This is a genomic window from Vibrio sp. 10N.286.48.F5 (assembly GCF_041469785.1).
GTDB classification, from domain to species: Bacteria; Pseudomonadota; Gammaproteobacteria; order Enterobacterales; family Vibrionaceae; genus Vibrio; species Vibrio crassostreae_C.
In genome coordinates this window covers 367,527-392,069 of record NZ_JBFRLG010000004.1, presented here as the reverse complement: position 1 = coordinate 392,069, position 24,543 = coordinate 367,527, and the positions used below count along the sequence as shown (strand labels likewise).

Below are 24,543 nucleotides of genomic sequence, written 5' to 3'. Positions count from 1 at the left end.
TATGTCACCTGATTTTTACGGAGTGATCTCCTCACCAGTTTCTACATTGAGCTTAAAAGACTGGCCCGCATGGGCAAGTATCAAAGTATTTTCGTCAGTTAACACGTAATCTATTGGTTGTTTTAAGCAACTCATAACCACTTGATGTTGCTGCTGTTCTTCTATGAACCATTCTAGATGTTTAATATCTTTCTGAGCGTCAGATTCAACATTCCCTTTGAAACCATCACCGTCATCAATTTCACTTGTTAACTTAACTACACAAGAAGGATCACTCATCATTCCAAGATAATAAGTTTCTTGTTCATGGTACAAATCAACACTCCCCCCCTTAATAACAACTTCGAGCGGGGTATGGGCTCGCCATTGCATCGATTTGGGTTCAGATAGCCTAATGTTGTCGACAATAACGACCCCGTTATCTGCAACTTGTATTATTGTTCGCACAAACGACTCACAACTCTCATAAGCATTCGCGAGATCTAGAACGACACATTGAAACTCATTGCTATCAATTCGAGTGATTACTGTTGCTTGAGCTGTTGCGCAATCTATCTTCTGACCTTCAGTCGCGTTGGTAACGCTATCGTCTAAATTGACACCACCAAACAAGGGTAAATTATGCGCCTGCGTAGTTCGAGTCCATAAACTATGATGTTTGCTACCAAACCTATAGCCATAACTGCCACTCGGAGTAAGAACATTAACGCCATCATCGACTAGTGCAACATTCCCTTGATCAGCATGGCGATGAGAACTATTACCAAACTTACTTGCTCGGTAGTACACCGACATTTTACTATGGGCAGTTTTACCTAACCCTGCGTATGAATAGTAAATGTTGTTCGACGCAGGGCTCACACACAGAGCAGTCTCGTCAGAAACAAACGCCTCATTTGAAGTCATTAACGTATTAGAAACGGTTGAATGTTGATCCGATTTTTCAAATTGTAACTGCGGATACGTCGGTACTATATCTAATAAATGGAGCTTGTAAGTCTCAATATTGGACTCTAACTTCTTGGACTCTAATATCGACTTCGTACAACCATACCGTGGTGCATATATTCTGAGTGGATTTTGCGCAAAGAAACCAGGCCACTCTTTACCTTCTCTCTTGCACCAGAAGCCATCACCAAAGGGATGAATTCGATCGTTATTCGCCACAAAGTCCAAAGCAAACTTAACGTAATTCTTATAAAACGGGTGATTATAGAAAGAAAAGCCACTTAAACGCTCAACCGACAAGAAAAACGGATGGTGCCACTTGGTATAGGAAGAAGAATAAAAAGGCCCCTCAACCCAACTGCCATCTTTTCCGCCATAGAAAGGCAACACACCTCGGTAAATCATTAAGGCGTAATTAAGCCAACGTTCACAAGTTTTAAGTTCAAACTCTTTGTGTAACACAAGGGCAGCAACGCCTAAGTAAGCAGGCAAACGCGATGTATGTGAATGTCCCGGGTACTGTTTAAACTTATCTTGCTCTAAGCGCTCTTCCATTTGATAGGCATATCGAATTAAGAGCGGCCTGACGAATGAACACTCGTCGGTCGTCAGCAATGGAGACAACCAATGATAGGCAAGATACAAATTTCGCGTCATTGACAGGCCAATTTCATCTCCCCACGTACAAGGCCTTAACAGTGACGCCGGGCCTTCAGGGCTCCACTCGGATAAGCGCAATAAAATTTGGCATGCCTTATGTCCTGCCACCTCATCACCCCACACCTTATATAGTAATGTTAGTGCGATAAGATCGCGATCAATCCAACGTCTTACGTTAGCGATAGCTGTACGCTTCCCTTCTTCATTACCACGGCGATAATGATTAGAATATAAAATGTCATCTATATCAGTTAGTTCAACACTATTGCGTAACTTGTCTCTTGCACTTAATGAAGCATTGCTGACTGCGTCAATATCTTCATCGAGATACATCATAAACTGGTCTTTATTAGTACACAGTGAGAATAGTGACATAGCGTCCGGTGCCAAGTAGTTTTCTGACTCCGTCGTGATTTCAAAAACAATCCAATCAGATTTTGCTAGAGTATTGAGGCAAGTCACTCTCCAGCGATAGCTACCTTGAGGTAACTGAAATGTCGGTTGTAAAGGAGACTGCACCGATTTCCAATCCCATTTTTGCTCACCGTCTTTGTCTTCAAGTTCGATGTTATATGCAGAACCATACTCTCCTTGAGGCCAATTGAAACTTGGGGGATTGACTGAGGAAATTTCGTTACAAGGCGACAAAAAAATTTGGAAATCATGCGTTCTTTCTAGTTGTAGCATGTGTTACTCCTCTATTTCGACCAATGATATTGCCCTGTCTCTGCATCAATATGACCAATTTGCTTCGCTGGGGTCCCTGCAAAAATCGAATATGGGGGCACATCGGATGTCACTACCGAATTAGCACAAATCAATGAACATTTACCGATGCTCACTCCTGGAGTGACAACAACACCAGATGTCAACCAAACACCCTTTGCGATTGTGACCTTTCCGCTTTCCAAATCACTACGACCACTAAAGCTCTCTGAAGTCGGGTCAAATAAATGATTAGACGCAACGACAGAAACATGTGGCCCTACCAAAACGTCTTCACCAACCTCCACATCACCATTAATGTAGCTGTATAGGCCTATATAACTTCGTGTTCCGATTTGGTTTTCACCAATGCGAACGATAGCTCCTGGAGCAACTCGAACATTATTGTTGGTGAAGCCTAAGATTTGAGCTCTCGACTCGTCATCATGTTTATTATTACTTTGTGTTGTATATAGGGTGAATTTTCTAAATTCCTCATCCGAAAGTTCACCGCCAAATTTTTGTTGAACCGACATATCATCACCTATAAATAAAGGGAAGTAACAGTAACGACTTCCCTTATTGATTATCAATATTTTCACTGACACTAAATAAGCTAATCCGATAATATCCCTGGGTTAGCTTAATTTAAAAACCCAATATCGAATTGAAAACACATTAATTAAAATGAGACCGAGTCAATGCATACTCGACACCACGAATCTCAGCTAAGCCTTTTAAACGGCCTATGCAAGAATACCCTGGGTTTGTTTTTTTATTTAAGTCGTCAATAATTTGGTGACCATGATCAGGCCGCATTGGAATTAAATCACTTTGTCCATTATTAGTACGACGATTTTCTTCTTTAAGAAGTGCAAATATCACTTCATACATATCAACATCACCATTGAGATGAGCTGCTTCATGGAAGTTGCCGGGTTCTTCTTCGCGCTTTGTTGAACGCAGATGCGTGAAATAAATTCGATCACCAAAAGTTTCAATCATCTTCACAAGATCGTTATCGTCTCGCACGCCATAAGACCCGGTACACATAGTAATACCGTTCATTTTGCTCGGTACACGATGCGTCAAGAATTCGATATCTTCAATCGTAGATACCACTCGCGGTAAACCAAGAATTGGGCGTGGTGGATCATCAGGGTGAATGGCCAACTTCACGCCGTACTCTTCACACACTGGGGTAATTTCGTTTAGGAAGTAAACTAAATTTTCACGTAACTTATTACCGTCAATGTGTTGGTACTGATCCAGTTGCTCTCTAAACTGCTGAAGAGTATAGCCTTCTTCCGCACCTGGTAGACCAGCGATGATATTCGATGTTAGCTGTGCAATTTTGTCATCAGGCATGTTAGAAAAACGAGTTCGAGCAAGTGCAATGTCTTCTTTTGAATACTCTTCATGTGCACCTTCTCGTTCTAGTATGCATAGCTCAAAAACAGCAAAGTCAATATGGTCAAACCTTAATGCTTTTGAGCCATCTGGGAGTACATACTCTAAATCTGTTCTCGTCCAATCAAGAACTGGCATAAAGTTATAGCAAACTGTATCAACTCCGCATTCAGATAAATTGATAATAGATTGCTTATAGTGCTCTATCCATTGAATGAAATTTCCAGTTTGAGTCTTGATCTCTTCATGAACAGGGATACTTTCGACAACTTCCCATGTAAGTGAATTTTCTTCTATTAACTTTTTACGTTTTAGTATTTCTTCTTTAGACCATATTTCACCATTCTTAATATGATGTAATGCCGTTACGATTCCTGTTGCCCCAGCCTGACGAATATCATTAAGCGTTACAATATCATTTGGACCATACCATCGCCAAGTTTGCTTCATAAGTTATTACCTATTATTAATTTTTTTGATGAAGCCTTATTAAGGCTTCATCTGATATTTTATTTAATTAGACAGTGTAAGCTTTTAGTTTTACATCATTTAACTTACCAGCTCGTAGTAATAGCCAAGATATAAACCCGACAATCGCTGCCATTAATACAAATAACATTCTTCCCCACATAGGGTTTGGTATCAGCGTTAATAGGAGAAGCGCTGCACTTGTCGCCAATAACACTCGACCAAGTAAAATGTACTGTTGTCTATCAGCTTCGAAGCTTTGAGGCGAATCTTCTACAATTACTGGAGTTTCTGCATTACTAAAGAACTCTGCGATTTCTTCAGCACGCTTACCTGTTGGCTCTTTATAGAAAAGTTGAGTCAGCAAGAAGAAACCACCTGTGATAATAATGTGCCCTGTTACGCCCATGGTTATCGATTTCATTTCAGCGAATTCACGACTAGACAATGGTTCAGATAAATTAAACAGGCTTTCGATCATTGGTGCATTTGTTGAAGCAATAACGGCTGAAACACAAGCGCCTACGGCAATGGTTGCCCAACATGACCAATCTGGAGTCTTCTTGATAAAGAAACAAAGCAGTGACGGAATAAGCACAGGGAACGCGACAAGCGTACTCACCATCATAAGTGCATCAAATAGACCAAAATCTTGCAGTTTGCTCATGAACAAGCCACAAACAATAATCAACAAGCCGAATACCACGGTAGAAACTTTACTTGCAAACAAGATCGATTTATCTGATTTGTCTTTTGCCATGTAAGGTTCATAAACGTTTTTAATGAATATGCCGGCATTTCTATTTAATGCAGAGTCCATTGACGACATGGTTGCAGCAAACATAGCTGACATCATCAAGCCAACCATCCCAACGGGCATCTCGTTACGAACGAAGACAAAATAAGTGGCATTAGAAATATCTTTGCCTAGAACATCGAGGCCCCATGTAGACATATCTGGGTAATTTCCGCTTACATACCAAGCAGGAAGGAACCAAATGAAAGGTCCAAACGCCATTAGACAACACGCTAGGATTGCAGCTTTACGTGCATTATTAGTATCTTTTGCTGCAATATAGCGGTAAGAATCAATCATATTGTTTGTACTGAAGAACTGTTTGATGAAAATACAGATAAACCAGCCAACAAATAAGTAGGTATAGCTATACCCTTCTCCAACAAACCCTTGATCAGGCAAACCCGCTTCTAGGATTGGTGCTACACCACCAGATTTGTATATCGCTACGATTGTCGCTATGAAGGTAACAACAGTAATGATGATCATCTGTATAAAGTCTGATGCAACTACAGCCCAACTTCCGCCGACCAGAGACATAAGAAGTACAACCATACCCGCAGCAACTATCGTTGTTTCAATTGGGATATTAAATACCGCACTTGCAAAGATCGCTAATGCATTCAGCCATAGCGCAGCCTGAAGTACACTCGACGGTACCGTCGCCCACGTTACAACTTGCTCGCTAACAGGACCAAAACGTTTGCGAATGCCTTGGATTGGACTGATAACTCGCATCTGTCGAGCTCTTGCAGCAAAGAATAAGTAGTTACAAAAGTAACCAAGAGCATTCGCAAAAAAGATAACAGAGATGGATAAGCCAACATCAAGAGCTTTTCCCATTACGCCAGTAAACGTCATAGCACTCAGTGCTTGAAGAAATGCTGTGGACCCAACCATCCACCACAACATTTTGCCTCCCCCCCTAAAGTAATCACTTGTCGATGACGTTGCTGATCGAAACATCCAACCTACTCCGAGGAGGAAAACGAAGTAGCCTATAACTATAAGTATATCGATATTCATAATGATCCCTAACCGTGATATTTAAAAACTAAACACCTTTCGCTTTCTTTTATATCGCCCCTAGATATTGGCTGTCAAAATTGGTCTACCAATTGGTTGACACTTCTCACAAAAAAATAAATCTCTGATGATATGCCGTTTAAATAATACAAATGAATGTTACTCTCTAATGGTAATTTTTATAGCCGTCTGATTTTAAAAATTGGAGTGAGAGTGCGGAAGTATGAATAAAAATGTTTTAAATCAATACTTAAAAGAAGAACAGAGAATTGTTCACATTGGCTTAGGGGCTTTTCATCGAGCTCATCAAGCTTTATATACAAGCGAATTGTTAGACAATAAAAAGTCTAACTGGACGATCTGTTCCATTAACTTATTTGGTTCACAATCGCTTATTCAGCAGTTAAGAGAGCAAGGTCATTGCTACACTGTTTTGGAGAGAGGTGCGACAAGCGAACAAATAAAAATATCAAAGGCAATCACTCAATCCTTACATCCAGATCTAGACGGTCAGTCGACTATCATCGAAAAAATTGCGAATCCAAACGTTCGTATAGTCTCAATGACTATCACAGAAAAAGGCTATTGCATTGAACCAAGTACTGGCTCTCTTGATGTTAACAATCGTCTCATCCAGCTCGATCTCGACTCACCTTCTCGTCCAGTGTCCGCCATCGGTTATATCGTTGAAGGTTTAAGACTCAGAAAAGAAAGGAATATTAACGCGTTCACCGTATTGTCTTGCGACAATATTCAAAACAATGGAGAAGTAGCGAAGTCGGCTATTCTTAGTTTTGCAAAATTGGTCGACTTGGAGTTGTATTCTTGGATAGAGGCTAATGTCACATTCCCAAACACTATGGTAGACCGTATTGTTCCAGCGGCGAGTAAAGAAAGCTTATCTTATATAGAAACAGCTATCGGCTACTCGGATCCATGTGCCATCGCTTGTGAACCTTTTCGACAATGGGTAATAGAAGATAAGTTTGCAATTGGTCGACCAAATTGGGATGAAGTGGGCGCGCAATTTGTCGATGATGTCATACCTTTTGAAGAGATGAAGCTACGCATGCTAAATGGTAGTCACTCACTTCTTGCGTACTTGGGATACTTGAGTGGTTATAAGTATGTGTCAGAAGCGATTTCAGACCCATATTTTAAGAAGGTGATTCTAGACTTCATGATGAATGAGCAAACGCCTTCATTGTCGTTACCAAAGGAAACTGACATTGCAGCTTACGCAGATTCGCTGATTGAACGTTTCTCTAACCCAAATTTAAAACACCTTACCTCTCAGATAGCAATGGACGGAAGTCAGAAATTACCACCACGATTTTGTGAATCTCTCAAATATAACCGTGAAAATGCTGTTCAAACAACTTGGTTAGAGTTGGGCATTGCAGGGTGGATGGCTTATGTGATTGGCATGGATGACAACGGCGATGCTATCGAGGTTCATGATCCAATGGCTGGCGTGTTCAAGCAAATCAAACAAGAAAGTAAAACGCCTCGTGAAGCTGTCATTTCTTTATTAAGCATTGATGGTATTTTTGAATCTAGCCTTCTTGCAGATGCCGAATTCGTAAATAAGATAGTCGACCTTTTCGAATGTATTCAAGAGGTTGGTGCAATGCAAACTTTACATAACTTAACAAAAACACTGAACTTAAAGGGCTAGGCATGGAATACAAAAATAAGTTGATTCGATTTGGTCAGAACCGCGTTTGGCGCTCTTACAGTGGTGGTAAGGTTTTAGACCAAATTAATAACGAAAGCGTTCCGGTCGACTCTCATTTTCCTGAAGACTGGATTGCATCGGTCACTAAAGCCGTTAACCCAGGTCGAGAAACAATCAGTGAAGGTCAATCAACTGCGATTATCGGCGATCACTCACTCGATTTCGCCGAATTATTAGATCTAGATCCTGAGTATTTTTTAGGTAAAGAGCACTTCAGTAGATTCGGTCCTAACCCTATGGTTTTGATTAAGTTTCTAGACTCTTCAATTCGCTTACATTTCCAAGCACACCCAACCAGAGAGTTTGCCCAAAAGCACCTAGATTCAAATTCAGGCAAGGCTGAAGCCTACTATATTTTACAAGTTCGTGAGGAGATTGATGATCCTTATATTTATCTCGGATTTCAGACGCCTCCGACTAAAGAAACGTTGAAAGAGATCATTGTTGAACAAGACATTAACCGACTGAAAACTTGCTTCGAAAAAATCAAAGTATCTCCTGGTGAGTGTTACTTTATTCCAGGAGGAATGCCTCACGCGATTGGCGAAGGCATTCTAATGATTGAGATAATGGAACCATCGGACTGGGCTGTTCGATTTGAGTTTGAACGAGCTGGTTATACACTTCCTGAAGAAGCTCGCTACATGAAGCGAGATTTGGACTTTTGCCTTGATGTTTTTGACTATTCAGAGAAGTCGGTTGAAGCTGTGGCAACTCAGAACAAAAAGACACCTCAACTATTAACAGCTTATGCTGACGGATCGGTAAAAGAGTCTCTCATTGATGACAAAACAACCGACAGATATCGAGTTTGTCGCACAAAAGTCATTAGCAGCATCACCAAATCTGAGAACGACTTTTATGTCGGTGTTATTGCTGCTGGCAGTTGTACGATTAAATTAGACGAAGAAATTTTAGTACTCAATAAGTACGATAAATTTTTCTGCCCGGCTGGCATTGAAAATATCACGATAGAAACAGACGATGGCGTCGAGATTATTGAATGCTACCCACCATTAACGAATTAATCCTGAGTTAACGTATTGAAATGGAACCAATAAAACTTTATTACGACGCCTTTATCTTTGATATGGATGGAACATTAGTAAACTCCGAGCCGCTCAAAGGCCAAGCATTAGCGCTGACCTGTAAAGACTATGGTTCCATCGTTGACCACCGTATTTATCAAAATGTAATGGGTATGAAATGGGAAAATGTCGTTCAGTATTTTTTCAAAGTTGGAGAAATCGAACCAGAGAGACAAGAGTTTAACGATAAATTTAAGGAACATTATCAATTACTCCTTTCACAAAGATTATCTATCAATAAAGGTGTCGTTGGCCTCCTACAGCAACTAAAATCTTCTGGGAAGCGATGTGCGGTTGTAACTTCTGCGCAACAGTGGATGGCTAACCAAATACTGGAAGCTTGTAAACTTGAGCACTTGTTTGATCTTGTCATCGCTAAAGAGCATGTTTCAATGCACAAGCCAGATCCGGAAGCTTATTTGTTGGCGCTATCTAGATTAAATGTAACCGCAAGTAAAACCATTATCTTTGAAGACTCGGCTCCAGGACTTCAGGCTGGTTTAGCTAGTGGTTGTGAAGTCATTGCATTTCAACATTCTTTCAACATAAACAATGATTTTTCAGGTGCGTTAAAAATCATTGATGATTTCTCACTTGTCAGTTAAGACCAAAATGCTCACCCTAAGTTTATTTGACTTATTGTATGACATATATCACAGCAACTTGTACCCAAATGATATTAAAATAGAAATCCCCCACTCAAAGATAAAGAGACGAATGAACACTACCACCACTCTTGTTTATGACACTTTGAAAAGCCTTGCTGCTCACGCTCCTGAGCAACATGCCGAGATTCGCCAGCGTTTATATGAGCAGTTGAGCCTGCCATTTAACAAGCAGCTCTCGTTATACGCTAATGTGCTTGGTCCTATCAGCTCAGGTAAGTTAGCGGGATGCGACAATATTGATAAAGCGGTTGAACTGGCACTGGATGTGCTGGAAGGCCGAAATAAGTAGTCCCCCCTTTAATACGTAATATAACGGCCCAGATCTTCCCCCAGATCGGGCCGTTTTTTTATTCTCGTCATTTATCTATTTGAATTTCAGGCACAAAAAAGGCGTAGATGAACCACGCCTTTTGTTTTAGTAAGTTCTATGTTGTTTATGAAGTCTTGAACTGCGCGACCGCTTGGTCCATATCGTTCGCTTGCTCTGCTACCTTGTCCACTTCAACTAAGCAATGCTGCGCCGAAGCGTTATTGTCGTTCGAGATAGTGTTCAGCTCAGTAATTGAGTCACTCACTTGCGCCATTACTGCGCCCTGCTCTTCAATCGCTGAAGCAATACGTTCTGAATTACCTTGGATGCTTTCCATGTCGCTCAAGATAAGTTGCAAGCTCGCATCCAGCTCTTCCGAATCTTTCAGCGTTAGTTGACCTTGTTGATTACACTCGCCAATCTCTGCCATCGACGCCTGCATCTGGCTTTGAATTGCACTCACCACTGAAGTTATCTCTGTGGTCGATTGATGCGTTCTGCTTGCTAGTGCGCGTACTTCATCGGCAACTACCGCAAAGCCACGACCTTGTTCACCCGCACGTGCTGCTTCAATTGCTGCGTTCAATGCCAATAGGTTAGTTTGTTCTGCAATGCCTTGGATGATGTTTACTGCATCGCCGATCTGGTCAACATGATGGTTCAGTGAACTGATCGAATCTTGGCTGCTTGAAAGACGTTCAGACAACTGGGTGATGTTGCTGATGGTTTCAACCACCACTTCACGGCCTTTATCGGCATTCACTTTCGCTTGATGTACACCTTCAGCGGCAACCGATGTGCTTTCAGAGATCTCGCCAATGGTGAGTACCATCTCTTGAACTGACGTTGTCATTGTAGATGTGTGATTTGCTTGAACTTCAAACTGTTTGATTACTGACTCTAGCTCATCATGCATGTTCGATGTGCTTTGTGTCAGTTGCAGTGACTTAGATTGAGAGGCAGCGATAAGCCCTTCCAGTTGATCCAACAGTTGGTTGAAGTATTGGCCTAAAGTGCTGAGTTCGTCTTTGCCATCTAGGTGCGAACGAATAGACACGTCGTTAGAATCAACGATGTTACGAATCACCGAAAGCAGTGACTCAATTTTACCAATGATAGAACGGACGATTAACCAGCTGAACAGAATGATCGACACGAGTAGCGTGACGCAAAGGATGTTGTTGATCAGCGATAGCTTGTCCATCTCTTGCTGCGTTTGTTGGTCTAGCACCGCGGAGAACTCTTTAAATTGAGTTTCGATAGCATGAGAACCCGAGCGAGCTTGCCCAAGCAGACCTTCGTTGTGCTTCAAGCCAATCACTCGCTTTTGCTCAACCACTTGGCGAGCAGCGTCAATCAAAGCAGCTGAGCTACTCATATTTGAAGTTATAGAAAGAACACTCGGGTCAAACTCCCCCTTCTCAATTAAGTCATTGAACAGGTAAAGCTCGATTTTTTGTTCCGCACTGGCTGTCGCGCTGATGTTATCGAGCAAAACATGAAACTCGCCTAGCATACCTTTGTCACGTGATAGCCCATAGACTTCGCTCGCTTTAACTAAGTTAACAAAGCTGGTGTGGTAGGTTTCGATGTCTTCACGTAGGTGTGTGCTGTTGGCTAAACCTAAATCACTGAGCACTGTATCTAGCTCAGATTCAGACGCTAAGAATTTTTTGTAGTTTACGTCGAACTTGTCGAGGTATTTCATATCGCTACGCAGTAAAAAATCTTTCTCGTTACGGCGAAGGTTGAGCAAACGCACTTCAAGCTCTTTGGTAATTTGTTTGGCTTCGCTCATTTGAGCGGTGGTGTCTGCAAATTGTGATGTGGTAAACAGCAGTGAAATCATGCCGAAGATGGAGAACATCCCCAACGAATAGAGCTTTTTCTTTATGTTCATATACGTGGCTCGTCTTTACTAAATTAACTATGAGTATCCAAATAAATCGCATCAAAGAATGGATATCCAACTTGCGCGACCTGATTATTGTTATATTTTTTGTATCAGTAATGAGCACTAAATCTAGCGACTGTTCAGCCCACCAGCAGTGACATTCTCAATGGTATTCAAACAGAGAATGAATCTTTTCACTAAAGATAAAAGCATCAATAACACAAATTGAATACATGTACATTAGTTGAATGATAAAAGTGAGAGACAGCTATTTGACGGAACATAAATGGCTTGAATGTCATGGTATACAAAGCATTGAATTAAAAGACTTTGACGCACATTTGGATGCATTATTTATGATGACATTTTTTTGGCTCTCCAGAAGAGCACGAGCGAAGCGCAATATTGGAGGTTTTGACTTGGTTTTTAAACAGTGAATCCGTCTATTGATGATTGTACAGTAGAGCGTAAACGGCGAAAAAAATGGACCTACTCAATTCGAGTCAGGTCCATCTTTTGATTTTCTAGTCAATCGCTTTGCAGCTAAAGAGTTAGGTGCGAATTCAAGGCTGGCTAAAACGCTTTTACCATCTTGGTTAGGCACTTCAATAACACCGCTTTCTCGTCTTCTTCGATATCTTGCGTCAGCTCATTAACCAAATTCAAGTGAAGCTGATTGTGGTGAACGTGTATCTTCTGCCCTTCATCCGTCAAGGCAACCACAATCGCACGACGATCTGTTGGGTGTTCATGGCGCTCAATCAATTCAGCTTTAACCAACTTTTCTATTTGAACAGTAAGTGTACCCGTGGTAATACCCAACTTTTCAGCGAGCTCTTTCATTCTTAACGCACCATGCATACCAAGTACTTCAATGGTGTGTACTTGAGCCAGGGAATAACCCGTCTCTTTGACAACAGACTGCTCCCACGAAGACATTTTATCGTAGAACTCAGTCAGTATTTGGTTAAGCTGTTCTATATTTCGCATGGTCGTTTGAATGCACTTCAAGAGTAAGATGATTAATCTTATCAAACTTGGCGAGCATTTGTTTATATTCAGAGACGGTTTTATCACTGTTTGATTCAAGAGTAATCGCTGCTGAATAGTGATGCCCACTCACCTTCCACATATGGAAATCGGTGACCGACGCATAAGGCGTTAAGGTTTTGGTCACTGAGTCACGATAATCTTGGTCGATATTCTCATCCAGCAGGATTGGGCTGGTTTGTTTCATAAGGTTCATCGTCCACTTAGCAATCACGAATGCGCCAACCATTCCCATTGCTGCATCTAACCAGTTCCAACCGTAAAACTTACCAAATAGCAGCGCAACAATCGCAAGCAGCGAAGTTAGAGTATCCGCCAACACATGCATGTAGGCTGCGCGTAGGTTGTGATCATGATGGTGTCCGTGATGCTCGCCATGTTTATGACCATGGTCGCTGTCGTGCTCATGGCTATGTGAATGACCGTGATTCTTACTATGATTGTGGCCATGCTCGTGTCCGTGATCATGATGGTGATCGCCAAGTAAAAACATACTCACCACATTCACAGTTAAACCAATACAAGCAACGATGATCGCTTCATTGAACTGAATCGCTTGTGGGTTAAACAAACGATGTACTGATTCCACCAGCATCAACAATGCCACAATCCCCAATACAATCGCGCTGGTGTAGCCCCCTAACACGCTGACTTTGCCAGTACCGAAAGAGAAACGTTCGCTCTCGGCATGTTTCTTCGCATAACGGTATGCAAATAAGGTGATACCAAACGCTGCGGCGTGCGTCCCCATGTGCCAACCATCGGCAAGCAATGCCATCGAGCCGTAAATAGTACCTGCAACAATTTCGACAACCATGGTAACGACGGTCAATAACAGGACATAGAACGTGCGTTTCTCACCTTGACTGTTATGTGAAGAAAAGTTGTGTTGGTGACGTGTTGGAAAACTCAAAATGGCGTCCTTAGCTTGTGTTTGTGGTTAGATGATCGTTGCAAATAAAAGCCCTTTGATTGACAAGTAATTTGACAATCAAAGTAATAATTTGAAATTTAGTTTGATTATCAAACTTTGTCAACGATGAATTTTGAAACTCTGATTTGCGGGACGAATAGTTGATGGTGAGCGCTAGTTTGTTCCAAAGATTATTGATTCAGTAAAAACGAGGCTTTCCAGGGACAAAAAAGCCCACTCGAGGTGGGCTGATTGAGTCAAACTCAATGATTGTATTTATTTGTTTTGCAATGAAATAATCTCATCATTCACCCAACCTAACAGCTGCTTGGTTGCTTTCGACAAGACTTGGTTCTGCCGAACAATATAACCAAGACTGGTGCTCGAGAAGTTGGTCAATGGTGTCACTTTCGAATGCAGGTGCTGCTTGGTTGATACCGCAAACTCCGGGACAATAGCCACACCAAATCCCGCTTCTGCCCAGTCGATTTGAGCATCGACACTCCCTACTTCCATCACCCTATAATTAGGTAGATTAAGGCTTGGTAAACCTTCATCAATAAAGTCACGCGTTCTCGTATCATGACCTAGTAGAATCAAAGTGAGCTCTGCATCAGAGTCTCGGATATCAAACCCATCGCCAAGCGCACACCAAGAAAGCTCTTGCAGCTTAGTGAAATACAAAGACTCGTTGTGCTGCTCTTTGGCGATAACAAAACCAATATCCGCTTGAGCATTTTTAACTAAATTCGATGCCTGAGATGACGTGGTATTCAAGAGCGTAAGGTCAATACCGGGATACTGCGCTTTGAACTTCTGGAACGGACGAATTAGCAAAAATCGAGAAATGATGTCACTTACGGCAATGGTTAACGTCCCTATTTTAAGGTCGTTAATGGCATTGAGATCGGCCTGACAAATCTGCAGTTCGAGTAGCGTTCTTTGGCTTGTTTCCAATAGCCGTTCACCCGCTTGAGTCAATTGAAAAGGGCTTCTCTCTATCAACTTTATGCGTGTTTGTTGTTCCAGTTGTTTTAGGTGCAAACTCACATTGGGTTGTGTCATGTGCAGTGCATTGGCCGCTTTCCCAAAATGCTTGTACTCCGCAAGCGTCACAAACGTCTTCAACAAATTAATATCGAGCATCATGTCCTCTCTCTCGTGTCACTAATATCATTCCCTAAAAGTAAAAAATGCCCCATCGTCATTCCCTACAGTGAGGAACGAACGTGATAGGGAATCTCGTTTGTAGCTTAAGACTTTAAGGATATATGAAATCCTTATCAAGATAATAAAGATAATTAATTTCTCTTATCCACCTTGTAGGCCTAACATGATTCCTCAATCAGTTAGGAGAAAAATTATGCCATCTATCGTTGTTGTGGGCGCAAACTGGGGTGATGAAGGCAAAGGCCGCATCGTCGATTTTTTAGCAGACCAAGCTTCTGCTAGCATTCGTTTCCAAGGCGGAAACAATGCAGGTCATACTGTGGTAAATGACTTCGGTACATTCAAACTGCACCAACTACCTAGTGGTATTTTTAATCCTAATTGTACGGCGGTTCTTGGCCCTGGCATGGTGATCAGCCCTGCTGCACTAACTGAAGAGATTGCAGAAGTTCAAGAGGCTGGCATCAAAGTGAAAATGGCGATCTCAGATCGTGCGACACTGTGTCTCCCTTTACATGCTCTTGAAGATACGCTTGAAGAAGAGCGTTTGGGCGATGGCGCTTACGGCTCTACACGTCAAGGCATTGCACCAGCGTACGGCGATCGTGTAATGAAGAAAGGCATTCTTGTCGGTTGGCTGAATCAACCTGAAATTTTAGAGCAGCGTATTCAATTCCTACTTGATTGGAAGATGCCTCAGCTTAAAGCGCTCTACCCTCAATGTGACTTCTCCCAGACTGCTTCTGAAATGACAGAATGGCTACTTGAAGTAACTAAAGCGTGGCGCCCGTTCATCTGCAACGTAACTGAGCCGCTTAAAGCGCTGCAATCACAAGACGCAAACCTACTGTTTGAAGCTCAGTTAGGCGCAGGTCGCGACCTTGTCTACGGTGAATACCCTTGGACAACATCTTCGAATGTAACCGCAGCTTATGCTGGCATTGGTAGCGGTTTACCTGCACTTCGTCCTGAACGTGTTATCGCTGTTGCTAAATCATTCAGCTCGTCTGTTGGTACTGGCACGCTAGTAACTGCAATGGAAGAACAAGACAGCTTCCGCGAAAGCTCTAACGAATACGGCGCAACAACAGGCCGCCCACGTGACATGGGTTACTTCGACGCGGTAGCAACTCGCAACGGTGTTGACCTACAAGCTGCAACGGAAATCGCACTGACTAAGATTGATTGCCTGTCTGGTTTGTCTGAGCTTAAGATCTGTACTGCTTACTCAGGAGAGCACACAGAGAACCCGATTTGGCCACAAACGGCTGAGCTAAAGCCCGTATATGAAGATATGGCTGGCTGGGATGAAGACATCACGGGTTGCCGCACGTTTGAGAGCCTTCCTCAAGCAGCGCAAGATTACGTTACTCGTATCGAAGAGCTGATGGGTGTGCCAATCGTGATGGTATCGGTAGGTCCTGAGCGCGAGCAAATGATCATTCGAGCTTAGCTTAGAAGACGACAAGATCTACATCAAAGCCCACATTCAGTGGACTTTTTTGATTGTTCATAAAGAACGAGATAACACAAGGAATTACAGACACAAAAAAGCCCACACTAGGTGGGCTCTTTCGTATAATTTGGTGCCGCTACTGGACCCTACTATCTAACCTATCCAATTGATTAAAATTAAAAATATAAAAGTAGAGTTTTAAGGTGTTACCTTAGGTGTTACTTCGGAAAAAACTGATTTAAAAGGAGCTGTTCTATCAGAAAGAATCAGATATTTACATCCGGTTGTATCCTGATGGTGATTAGAAACCGACTATAATTCCATAAGAGCTTAATTGCATAAAATATGGAGCATCACATGGACAACATTGAACTAGACAAAAAATTAAAATCCGTTGGCAAGGCCGCTTTCGTATCCAACTATGAGCTTTTCCGAAACTTCACTGCTGGAAGAATTTCACGTGCAGATACCATTGATACTCTTGTAAGGCAAAAAGTCAGCAATGAAGCTGGTGCTGCCATTCGAGTCGGGAACGCAAAGTTAATCTTTGAAAACGACAGAGAGCTCGATGCACGTGATTTAGCTCGAAAGCTCAGGTAGCAACATTTCAATATCCAGTAATTCACATTCATCATTCGTAAGATCATAAGGGATTACCCTTACCGACAGGTTCTCATCAAATCTAAATGGCGGTAAAGATTCATTAAAGTGCTCATAAGCAGGGTAGATAAGATAGATCACGCCTGAACCACCTAAATAATTTTGACCATAGGCGAACATTTGATACATGTCAGACTGGCTAATCCCATACTTATGCTTAGCCGTTGCTAGTTTCTCGTTAATTCGCTTCCACTTAGTATCTGCCACATAGAACGGCTCATGCGAATTTTTCTCGCTAACAACAATATCAGGCTTGAGCTTAAACCACTCTTGAGGTTTTCCTGAACGGGGCGTATGAGTGACTAACGAGCAACTACTCGCTTGAGTTTTCAATTTGAGAGAATGCGACAGTGACTTCCCTAGTTTAATCGCTACATAACGCTCAAAGAGACTCTCCATAGGGAAAAGCATCGAAATTCCATTATGTTGCCCAGAAAGGGATACTGGTGATTGGTAACTTAAAATCAACTCGCACCAAAGCTTCACAGTTCGATAATGAATTAAAGATCGTTCATTGGACCATTGGCGAAAATCTAATGCATGGTTTTCTGAGTGCGGAATATCATCAAGAGCGAATTGTAATTCACTTCCTAAGCGTAAGTTGTCACTATTTTTTGACCACTTCATCACCTGGCTCAGTGCTGAGCGCATCAATCTATTTTCTGCTCTGTCTGAAGAAAATTCATCGTAAACAATGTGAAAGCTATTTAAGCAACCCGGTCGTTGGTTTATTTGCTTTGATGTTTGTAACTGACCTTTTAAGTAAGGTTTACGATCTTGAACTCTTGTGTACTGGCTTCGAATCCCTTTCTTAATGACATCCGAGACATCTTTCAAAAAATAACCAATCAATATTTCAAACAATGGTCTTTTTAACGTTTGTAGCGATGAGTTTTCAAACCTATGCATGTTAAGTTTATGGACCGTTGAAAGCATCTTGAGGAGCACTTTCGTGGCTGTTTGGTTATCTTCCTTCTCTGATATTTTAGGAAGAATTTCAATCCGGGTGCCGCAAGGCGTTTCTAATACCCCAACATAATTGATAACTTGCAGAGCAATTGAACGACCTTGCTTTTTGACCTTGATGAGATCGACTGACTCTTGATTATTACTCTGTCCATTGACCAACAACCACTCAAACGCTTTACTCGGTATTGACTGGCAATCAATACTCGACTTATCACCACCATTGAGTAACAAGCCGAACTCACGGACAGCAATCACGGAGTCATGATTCCTACTAAACATTAAGAATAGATACCAATATATGCAGCCGCAGCGTTAAAGGCTTGATCGTTTCTAACATAAGGCTGTATGCCCGTTTGATCCCAATCATCGCCCATTAACTGAGCGACTTCGTTCGCGTCAAATTGCTCAACAACAAAGCGCAAACTCTCATCGGCTTTAAGGTGGTCACCCAGAACCATTGCTACTCGTTCCCAGTCTTCAAAGAAATACTCTTCCAGCAATGGAAGGATCTGTAATTCAAAAATTTCAGCCAGATGTTCAATCGACGGGGTATCTTTTAGTGATAAAAAGAAGCTGTGACCTATCGTGTGTTCACGGTCATACAGTAACTCAATTCGTTTGTTGATCGTTTCAACCATCTGCTTAATATCAATACCATCGAATAGTGGGATAGTTGCAAGCAGTTCATAGTTCGTCATCATTTCTTCAAACTGAAAACGGCGACGCAGCGCAATGTCTAGCTGAGCCAGCGACTTATCAGCCGTGTTCATCGTGCCAATGATGTGTAAGTTGTCAGGAACTGAAAAAGCCTCTTTTGAATATGGCAACTTAACCGATAGCGCCTCTTTACCACCCGCCCTCTTGCTTGGTTCAATCAAAGTGATTAACTCACCAAAAATATTAGAAATGTTACCTCGGTTGATTTCATCAATAATCAGCACCCTCTTGTCTGAAGGGGCTTGATTTGATACGGATATTCCCTTGCTAACAATTCCTTCCACTAACGGCCCGAGAACATTAGGGTAGCCATTTACTAGGAACTTCTCCATCAAGGTGTCTACTTTATCAAACACCCTTTTATGCTTAATATCGTCAACAGAAACATTACCAGAACGAACCAAATCACACAGCTCGTCAACAATCGATTTAGGCATTGGAAGCTCAGAACCATTCGGCTTTCGAATAGTAATCAGCTCATCAGAAATTGATTCAATTTGATACTTACCTACCGTTCGGCCCGGTGCAACGTTAACTGAATCACCACTACCTTGTAATATAGCTCGAAGTTTTTCTGTATCAATGGTCGTATCATACAATCGATACAAAGTCATTTGAGACAGGTTTTTCTTGAATAATTCATCAACTGGTAATGACGGTTCGTATACTCTATGCCATGTTACTGTCCTTGCTTGAGAATAACTAACATCATCAACCGAAGAGTTATCAAAGTAGTAATCACTGGTAATTTCTGCAATAGCACGAAACTTACGATTCCCGTCCGAGACGACAATCAAATCACCAATGCTCATCTCATTCTTAAACTTATTGACCGATGTGACTTGATAGTCATAGCTCTCGTTCTCAATTTCTACCCCATTACTGCGATAGGTTTGAGCGACTTGTTTACGGTCATTGGCATGGGAGAAGTCGATATCATAGCCATAACCCAACAGAACACAGCTATTATCGATACATTGCTGATAGATAAAGGCATCATCACCTGCGATATCACCTAATGACATCTTCCAGATTTTACGTCCATTAATATCAACATGGTCTTGATCTGCTTTTATCGTCGGTTTCGCACGAGCAGATTCACATAACCGCTTGAAGATACCGTCTTCAATTTCGTAGTTAACCTGATTATTTTCAGTAGTCGCTTTCAGGCCTTCAACAAAATCTTCGTAACTAAAACTTTGGTGAAAAGTAACAAAGCCAATGCGATTACTGTTTAATAGCTCATCGAATCGCTTCTTGATAGCAGCTCGATCATCGTTATTTTGATGGTAAAACTCAGGGTCAACAATCTCTAAAGCTTTATTGATCGTGTTATAGGTTTTACCTGTGCCTGGAGGCCCGTACAGAATTGTATTTAGCGTTTGGTTTACGTCGTTGATCTTCACTTCATACCCCTGTCCAGGTTCTTTTATCTCATTAGGCTCTTCAGAGCTTTCTTGCCCCCACCTTAAGCTTAATGGCTCTACGTAATAATCCAGATCTTTTGTCCCGTACTCTTTCTCAAACTGAGTTCGTATTTCTAACAAACGGTTATCGATATCAAGAGGTGACATTCTTCTATACTGAGATGGCGTAATATTCAAAAACGTCTCAAGCAATGACTGTCTATGTCCGCCACCGAAAATTCGCTCCTGCTCTTCAGGGTAAAATAGATATAAAATCATGTGGCGGAATTGTCGTTTGTCATTTCCAGGAATGTCATTTAACCAGCTTGAAAATTCTGTACGACTCGCTAGCAAAGTTGCTCTTTCATCTTTGCTCAACTTAAATAACTTTTCTAGTAAGCGAATAAAGTAAACCAGCTCTCGCCATCGGCCTGTTTGATATGCAGCTCCAGTTTTGCCTACTCCTGTCAATGCCTCGTCAGATAAGTATTTGTCCCTTACCCCATCCTTAAACTCAAAACCGCTCCAGGAAAAAACACGTTCAATAGTGGCGCGTTTAGAAGCCGGTCCTGTACTACTAGGACATAAAAACATCAACCACAGCATTTCTGCCGCCAGTACCTTTGCTGCGGGTGTGGCTTTACCTAGCTGAGTCTCTAGCTTAGCTAAGAAGTCACCCTCACCTTCTTCTAGGTTTTCAACAAAAAACTCAATGAGTTCACTGCACGCTGCTGAATTCCAGACTGCAAGTTCCGTAAAAAGTGATTTCCCTTGAATAAGACAAATCTCTCTAAATTCAGCCGCATTCTCGAGTAAAAAGAATGAATCATTATCACCACAATAAATAGCCAATTTGTAGTCCTTACTTATAACGCGTTACGTCTGGGTTCATAGATATCTTTAACTGCAAGAAGTAGATCTTCGACAACTTCATCATCTGAACCAGCTAAATGTGAAAAGCTTAAAGCTTTATAATAAACCTCTTTCCTAGTTGTCTTCTTAGCATCAAGTCTATCCGCTTCACGTTGAAGTTTGAGTTTGGCATCTTCAACCTGCTCAACATCAACTAATAAAGGGGCAAGCCATTCCTCAGTGAACGACTCATCTAATAAATGATTTACACGTCCCTGTACCTTAAAGATTCGATTCCAAGTCTTACCTTTTTTTTCTATATCGCACCCTGTGGCTAGAATTCCTACTCTCATTTTATAAAAGTCACCCGTCCTTTTTACATAGGTTGCCCTAAGTTGGACTTGCTCTTGAGAGTAAGGAACAAAAGAAAGCGAACGCTCATCATCATCAGTAAGTGCGTCTTTTTCTTCTTTGAAGTCTTCGTTACAGGTATCACAACAAGGAATGAGGTTATTAAAGTCTACAGCTAAGAACGGATAATGAGCTTTAGGTAAGTAATGGTCATAAGAGGCACGTCTCTGCTTCTCTTCTGGCAGATCAGTTCCATCTTCAGGCTCTATTAGTACTTCAGCAGTCATCGATGATAAGCCGCAGAACGAACATATTGGGGTATTTAATCTTTTAAACTCTTGATAGTGCTCATGCATATCTGAGAATTCGACATCATCGAACTTTTCGACCAGTGCATCACTAAAACACTTCAATCCTAACGTTGTTGAATATAAGTAACCTCCAAGCTTCTTGCACGCGTTCCATAATTCCTTGTGCTCGGTTGTACCCGGAACTTTTACGTTAGGCTTCAATAGCGTGATTCGAGTATCTGAATAGAGCAGTATTATCCCTATCTGCTGATCATATATTTGTCGAAACGACGCCTTATGCGCATCTGATAACTTATTGTATTCAAGATAAACATTCACAAAATATGTATTTGTTTTGGCACTCGCGTCTAGAACTGTTCTAAATTCAGCAGGGAAACAATCCGCAACCTCTTCCCCTTGAAACATCAACAAATAGAAGTTTTTATGAACTTCATCAAGCCAGTACAAACTTGATTGAGGTGGCTTTACTACAGGCCAGAGCATTATTCTTCACCTTCCAGCTCATCCAACTCTCGTCGAATTTTGTTCCGTCTGTAATTTAATTCGAATGACTGGCCAAATTTCTCTAGTTGTTCCAGAGCTGTTGCACTAGTAAGATCACCATTGTCATATTGCGATAGTACTTCTCGTATCTCATCTAGAGGTCTTTTTGAAATAAGAACCTCTAACCCGAAAACAGACGAAAGTAATGAGTCAAAAGAAGAGCCATAGGTTTCTTTGTCACGAATAGGATTAATCGCTACACATCCCTCAGGATTTTTCAGAAAGTGAAGCACGCGCTCAGATTTACATGCAGAAAGGACAAACGGAGAATGTGTTGAGATGATTAGCTCTAACTTTGATAAGCCAACGTACTTGTTAATGATATCGACAAACTCGATACGCCACTCAGGATTGAAATGACTTTCTGGCTCATCAAGGATAAACAAGGATTGTTGGTCACCGAATAATATTAAGGAACCGATAATTTGAATGAGCTGATGCTCGCCATCACTGAGACGGTCATAGAGGGTAACTGCATTTGGATTAATTAACCTAACCTTTGTATTAACGAATCGAATAGGCGCTAAGCCACCAGCTATATTAGGTACATTTCGCTCGTAACAACTCGTTTTCAACGTTCGTTTTTCGTCTCTGCTCCACCGCTTAGCCACCATTTGGCTAATGAACATCAAATTGTCTAGGAACATAGAACGCTCTAGATACAAGCTTTCTATTTTTTCAAAAAAGTCCTGGTTGACTTCAAACTTCAGGACACCGTTGAGAGTATCCTCATTGAACTTCGAACTATTACAGCTAAGTTGCTGCAGTCGTATAGCTTCAGCTTTAATGAAATCTAAATCTCGGTACTCCGACAGTCGCAAATCAATCTCAAATGACTTCAATGTTTCGATATTTGTGTAATCGTTTAGGAATCGCTTAAATTCTTCACTTTCATTGACCATTAGCGAAATGAAGAACAACTGATTGGCGGTATGATCTGTAAATGTACCGATAGGGCTTTCTGCTTTGATTGATGGTAGAGGTACATCAATATCGATTTCGTCATCAAAAACTAATGGTGGTTCAAACAGCGATTTGTTGCGCTCATAACTCGTTTCAATATAGTCACGCAGCTCAATCACTTGATTTTCATCAAACCCATCTTCTCGAGTAATTAAATTGTCGAAACGCTTGGCATATCCTCTATGAAATACGCCCTGTTTCCGAACAACGTTGTAAAAGCTAAGCTGGGCTTTCGCGAAGACTGAACTCAAGCCTTGATTATTCCCTGATGAGTAAGCAATAACATTGATGGGGAGCATTTCGTGAAAGCCGACCGTGACTTCATTGAAAACCTGCAACAGTTCGAGCATCTCATCGACTTGATTATCCTCAAGGCCATTTGCACCATAACTAAGTGGTCTTTCACCCTCAAGATAAAGCATCTTTAAGTTCGAACTAGTACATTTGAGCAGCACCGTCCTTAAAACTGAACCACCGGTAATCTGATACTCGATTTCAAAATCATAAGTGAGGTCTTCTGAACATTCGTACTGCGGGTTGAAGTACCTATCGGCGTAACCAAAGATATCAGCGATCAGTTCAATGAAGTTTGATTTACCGGAACCGTTTAAGCCAACCAAGCATATAGGTGAATAGCCATCACTGTTGGGCTTAAAGGTATAGGTGAAAGGATGTTCTTCTGTTCCAACAATCGATTTGTATTGACCGATTAATTTAAGCCTATTTAGTCTCATCTTTGTTCTTATTTTTAATTATGAAAATGTACTTTATTTGATTGGCTTACCCAGCATACGCCCTAGCACTTCTTTCATCGACTCTTGAAAATCGGTCATCGACTTCATATCTGTGATTTGAGCGAGATCGATTAAGCCATCATCGACAAGTTCATTGAGTTTAACTCGAGTTGCGGGTTCACCTAAATGCGCTTCTAACTCGGCTTTTAAAGAACGAGGTGAATCATCGTTGCCCGAGCGTTCTTCTAAAGCTTCGCAGTTCTGATAGCCGTTTTTCAATGCACAGAGTAGCCAAGCTTCTGACTTTGGTTGAGCGACAAACGGCACACCATTGTCAAAACCTTGAGCTTCAAAGCCGTGTTCAATTGAAAGACGTTTAGTATTGTAATCAGGCCATTTATTGCTGTCTGAATCGTGGAACAAAACCGCTAGGCTTGGCTGAATATCCGCGCTCTGTGCTACATAGGCTAGAGCACGGGCAGCACTATAAAATTCGCGGGTTTCGTGTTGAGTCTTCTTACCGCGTCTTGAAAGCGGTTTGATTATGGCTCTATCGCGCGAGATTTCGGTAATGTGAGTTTCATGAACCACTTCTAGCATTCCTGCTTCTAACAGTGAGAATCCAGAATGTGGCTCAATATACTTATCAATCAGTTTACTGAGTGGCCCTATCGCCTCATTGCTTTTACCGATGTCGGTTTCACCTTCACCGCTGACAACTAAATACATGCGTTCTG

Annotated in this window: 19 protein-coding genes; 6 read left to right on the top strand and 13 right to left on the bottom strand. The window is 41.5% G+C overall.

The window, feature by feature from the left end; genetic code table 11:
- Positions 1–15: 15 nt before the first annotated feature.
- From AB4185_RS04470 to AB4185_RS04455, 4 genes are all read right to left on the bottom strand, one after another.
- A complete protein-coding gene (locus tag AB4185_RS04470; protein ID WP_102428733.1) occupies positions 16–2,295 on the bottom strand; it encodes a heparinase II/III family protein in 2,280 nt (759 codons plus the stop codon).
- Positions 2,296–2,306: 11 nt separating this feature from the next.
- Positions 2,307–2,849 (bottom strand): acyltransferase, encoded by a 543-nt coding sequence (locus tag AB4185_RS04465; protein WP_065101257.1) that lies wholly within the window; start codon positions 2,847–2,849, stop codon positions 2,307–2,309.
- Positions 2,850–2,991: 142 nt separating this feature from the next.
- On the bottom strand, positions 2,992–4,173 hold the full coding sequence (gene uxuA / locus AB4185_RS04460; RefSeq protein ID WP_065583620.1) for a mannonate dehydratase: 1,182 nt from the start codon (positions 4,171–4,173) through the stop codon (positions 2,992–2,994).
- 67 nt (positions 4,174–4,240) lie between these two features.
- Positions 4,241–6,013: a sodium:solute symporter family transporter gene (locus AB4185_RS04455; protein ID WP_065583619.1), complete on the bottom strand. Its 1,773-nt coding sequence runs from the start codon at positions 6,011–6,013 to the stop codon at positions 4,241–4,243.
- Between the two features lie 223 nt (positions 6,014–6,236).
- On the opposite strand from AB4185_RS04455, the gene AB4185_RS04450 reads away from it, so the two are divergent.
- The 4 genes from AB4185_RS04450 to AB4185_RS04435 all read left to right on the top strand — a co-directional run bounded on the left by AB4185_RS04450 (position 6,237) and on the right by AB4185_RS04435 (position 9,796).
- Entirely contained in the window at positions 6,237–7,691 is a 1,455-nt protein-coding gene (locus tag AB4185_RS04450) for a mannitol dehydrogenase family protein (RefSeq protein ID WP_102333272.1), read from the top strand.
- A 2-nt stretch (positions 7,692–7,693) separates the two neighbouring features.
- Positions 7,694–8,779: a class I mannose-6-phosphate isomerase gene (locus AB4185_RS04445; protein ID WP_065583617.1), complete on the top strand. Its 1,086-nt coding sequence runs from the start codon at positions 7,694–7,696 to the stop codon at positions 8,777–8,779.
- A gap of 20 nt (positions 8,780–8,799) precedes the next feature.
- Entirely contained in the window at positions 8,800–9,444 is a 645-nt protein-coding gene (locus tag AB4185_RS04440; protein WP_065583616.1) for an HAD family phosphatase, read from the top strand.
- A gap of 112 nt (positions 9,445–9,556) precedes the next feature.
- The gene (locus AB4185_RS04435) at positions 9,557–9,796 is read left to right on the top strand and encodes a PAS factor family protein (RefSeq protein WP_004733935.1); all 240 of its coding nucleotides are present in this window, start codon (positions 9,557–9,559) and stop codon (positions 9,794–9,796) included.
- Positions 9,797–9,941: 145 nt separating this feature from the next.
- Here AB4185_RS04435 and AB4185_RS04430 read toward each other — a convergent pair whose 3' ends face one another.
- The 4 genes from AB4185_RS04430 to AB4185_RS04415 all read right to left on the bottom strand — a co-directional run bounded on the left by AB4185_RS04430 (position 9,942) and on the right by AB4185_RS04415 (position 14,823).
- Positions 9,942–11,666: a methyl-accepting chemotaxis protein gene (locus tag AB4185_RS04430; RefSeq protein WP_372102310.1), complete on the bottom strand. Its 1,725-nt coding sequence runs from the start codon at positions 11,664–11,666 to the stop codon at positions 9,942–9,944.
- Positions 11,667–12,284: 618 nt separating this feature from the next.
- The gene (locus AB4185_RS04425) at positions 12,285–12,701 is read right to left on the bottom strand and encodes a MarR family winged helix-turn-helix transcriptional regulator (protein WP_017059185.1); all 417 of its coding nucleotides are present in this window, start codon (positions 12,699–12,701) and stop codon (positions 12,285–12,287) included.
- On the bottom strand, positions 12,679–13,674 hold the full coding sequence (dmeF, locus tag AB4185_RS04420; protein ID WP_372134978.1) for a CDF family Co(II)/Ni(II) efflux transporter DmeF: 996 nt from the start codon (positions 13,672–13,674) through the stop codon (positions 12,679–12,681). Before dmeF ends, AB4185_RS04425 begins: the two co-directional genes overlap by 23 nt.
- Before the next feature lie 276 nt (positions 13,675–13,950).
- Positions 13,951–14,823 (bottom strand): LysR family transcriptional regulator, encoded by an 873-nt coding sequence (locus AB4185_RS04415; RefSeq protein ID WP_017059183.1) that lies wholly within the window; start codon positions 14,821–14,823, stop codon positions 13,951–13,953.
- Positions 14,824–15,037: 214 nt separating this feature from the next.
- Between AB4185_RS04415 and AB4185_RS04410 the strand changes: the two genes are divergently transcribed.
- Together AB4185_RS04410 and AB4185_RS04405 are read left to right on the top strand one after the other, a co-directional pair.
- Complete coding sequence (locus AB4185_RS04410) at positions 15,038–16,297, top strand: adenylosuccinate synthase (RefSeq protein WP_017059182.1); 1,260 nt, start codon at positions 15,038–15,040, stop codon at positions 16,295–16,297.
- A 360-nt stretch (positions 16,298–16,657) separates the two neighbouring features.
- Positions 16,658–16,900, top strand: a complete 243-nt coding sequence (locus AB4185_RS04405; RefSeq protein WP_372134976.1) for a hypothetical protein — start codon at positions 16,658–16,660, stop codon at positions 16,898–16,900.
- On the opposite strand, the gene AB4185_RS04400 is transcribed toward AB4185_RS04405, so the two are convergent.
- The 5 genes from AB4185_RS04400 to AB4185_RS04380 are packed head-to-tail and all read right to left on the bottom strand — an operon-like array spanning position 16,880 to position 24,535.
- The gene (locus AB4185_RS04400; protein WP_372134974.1) at positions 16,880–18,184 is read right to left on the bottom strand and encodes an McrC family protein; all 1,305 of its coding nucleotides are present in this window, start codon (positions 18,182–18,184) and stop codon (positions 16,880–16,882) included. The two genes, AB4185_RS04405 and AB4185_RS04400, sit on opposite strands and share 21 nt — an antisense overlap.
- Before the next feature lie 23 nt (positions 18,185–18,207).
- Positions 18,208–20,904 carry an AAA family ATPase gene (locus tag AB4185_RS04395; RefSeq protein WP_372134972.1) on the bottom strand — a complete coding sequence of 899 codons (2,697 nt, stop codon included), beginning with the start codon at positions 20,902–20,904 and terminating at the stop codon, positions 18,208–18,210.
- A gap of 14 nt (positions 20,905–20,918) precedes the next feature.
- On the bottom strand, positions 20,919–22,049 hold the full coding sequence (locus AB4185_RS04390; protein ID WP_372134970.1) for a hypothetical protein: 1,131 nt from the start codon (positions 22,047–22,049) through the stop codon (positions 20,919–20,921).
- Positions 22,049–23,806 carry an AAA family ATPase gene (locus tag AB4185_RS04385; protein WP_372134968.1) on the bottom strand — a complete coding sequence of 586 codons (1,758 nt, stop codon included), beginning with the start codon at positions 23,804–23,806 and terminating at the stop codon, positions 22,049–22,051. Before AB4185_RS04385 ends, AB4185_RS04390 begins: the two co-directional genes overlap by 1 nt.
- A gap of 33 nt (positions 23,807–23,839) precedes the next feature.
- Complete coding sequence (locus AB4185_RS04380) at positions 23,840–24,535, bottom strand: hypothetical protein (protein WP_372134966.1); 696 nt, start codon at positions 24,533–24,535, stop codon at positions 23,840–23,842.
- Positions 24,536–24,543: the final 8 nt, after the last annotated feature.

Coding starts and splice junctions, on each gene's coding strand:
- AB4185_RS04455 (WP_065583619.1), bottom strand. CDS start 6,013: ATGAATATCGATATACTTATAGTTATAGGCTACTTCGTTTTCCTCCTC.
- AB4185_RS04465 (WP_065101257.1), bottom strand. CDS start 2,849: ATGTCGGTTCAACAAAAATTTGGCGGTGAACTTTCGGATGAGGAATTT.
- AB4185_RS04380 (WP_372134966.1), bottom strand. CDS start 24,535: ATGTATTTAGTTGTCAGCGGTGAAGGTGAAACCGACATCGGTAAAAGC.
- AB4185_RS04440 (WP_065583616.1), top strand. CDS start 8,800: ATGGAACCAATAAAACTTTATTACGACGCCTTTATCTTTGATATGGAT.
- AB4185_RS04445 (WP_065583617.1), top strand. CDS start 7,694: ATGGAATACAAAAATAAGTTGATTCGATTTGGTCAGAACCGCGTTTGG.
- AB4185_RS04415 (WP_017059183.1), bottom strand. CDS start 14,823: ATGATGCTCGATATTAATTTGTTGAAGACGTTTGTGACGCTTGCGGAG.
- AB4185_RS04410 (WP_017059182.1), top strand. CDS start 15,038: ATGCCATCTATCGTTGTTGTGGGCGCAAACTGGGGTGATGAAGGCAAA.
- AB4185_RS04450 (WP_102333272.1), top strand. CDS start 6,237: ATGAATAAAAATGTTTTAAATCAATACTTAAAAGAAGAACAGAGAATT.
- AB4185_RS04390 (WP_372134970.1), bottom strand. CDS start 22,049: ATGCTCTGGCCTGTAGTAAAGCCACCTCAATCAAGTTTGTACTGGCTT.
- AB4185_RS04405 (WP_372134976.1), top strand. CDS start 16,658: ATGGACAACATTGAACTAGACAAAAAATTAAAATCCGTTGGCAAGGCC.
- AB4185_RS04430 (WP_372102310.1), bottom strand. CDS start 11,666: ATGATTTCACTGCTGTTTACCACATCACAATTTGCAGACACCACCGCT.
- AB4185_RS04385 (WP_372134968.1), bottom strand. CDS start 23,806: ATGAGACTAAATAGGCTTAAATTAATCGGTCAATACAAATCGATTGTT.
- uxuA (WP_065583620.1), bottom strand. CDS start 4,173: ATGAAGCAAACTTGGCGATGGTATGGTCCAAATGATATTGTAACGCTT.
- AB4185_RS04470 (WP_102428733.1), bottom strand. CDS start 2,295: ATGCTACAACTAGAAAGAACGCATGATTTCCAAATTTTTTTGTCGCCT.
- AB4185_RS04435 (WP_004733935.1), top strand. CDS start 9,557: ATGAACACTACCACCACTCTTGTTTATGACACTTTGAAAAGCCTTGCT.
- AB4185_RS04425 (WP_017059185.1), bottom strand. CDS start 12,701: ATGCGAAATATAGAACAGCTTAACCAAATACTGACTGAGTTCTACGAT.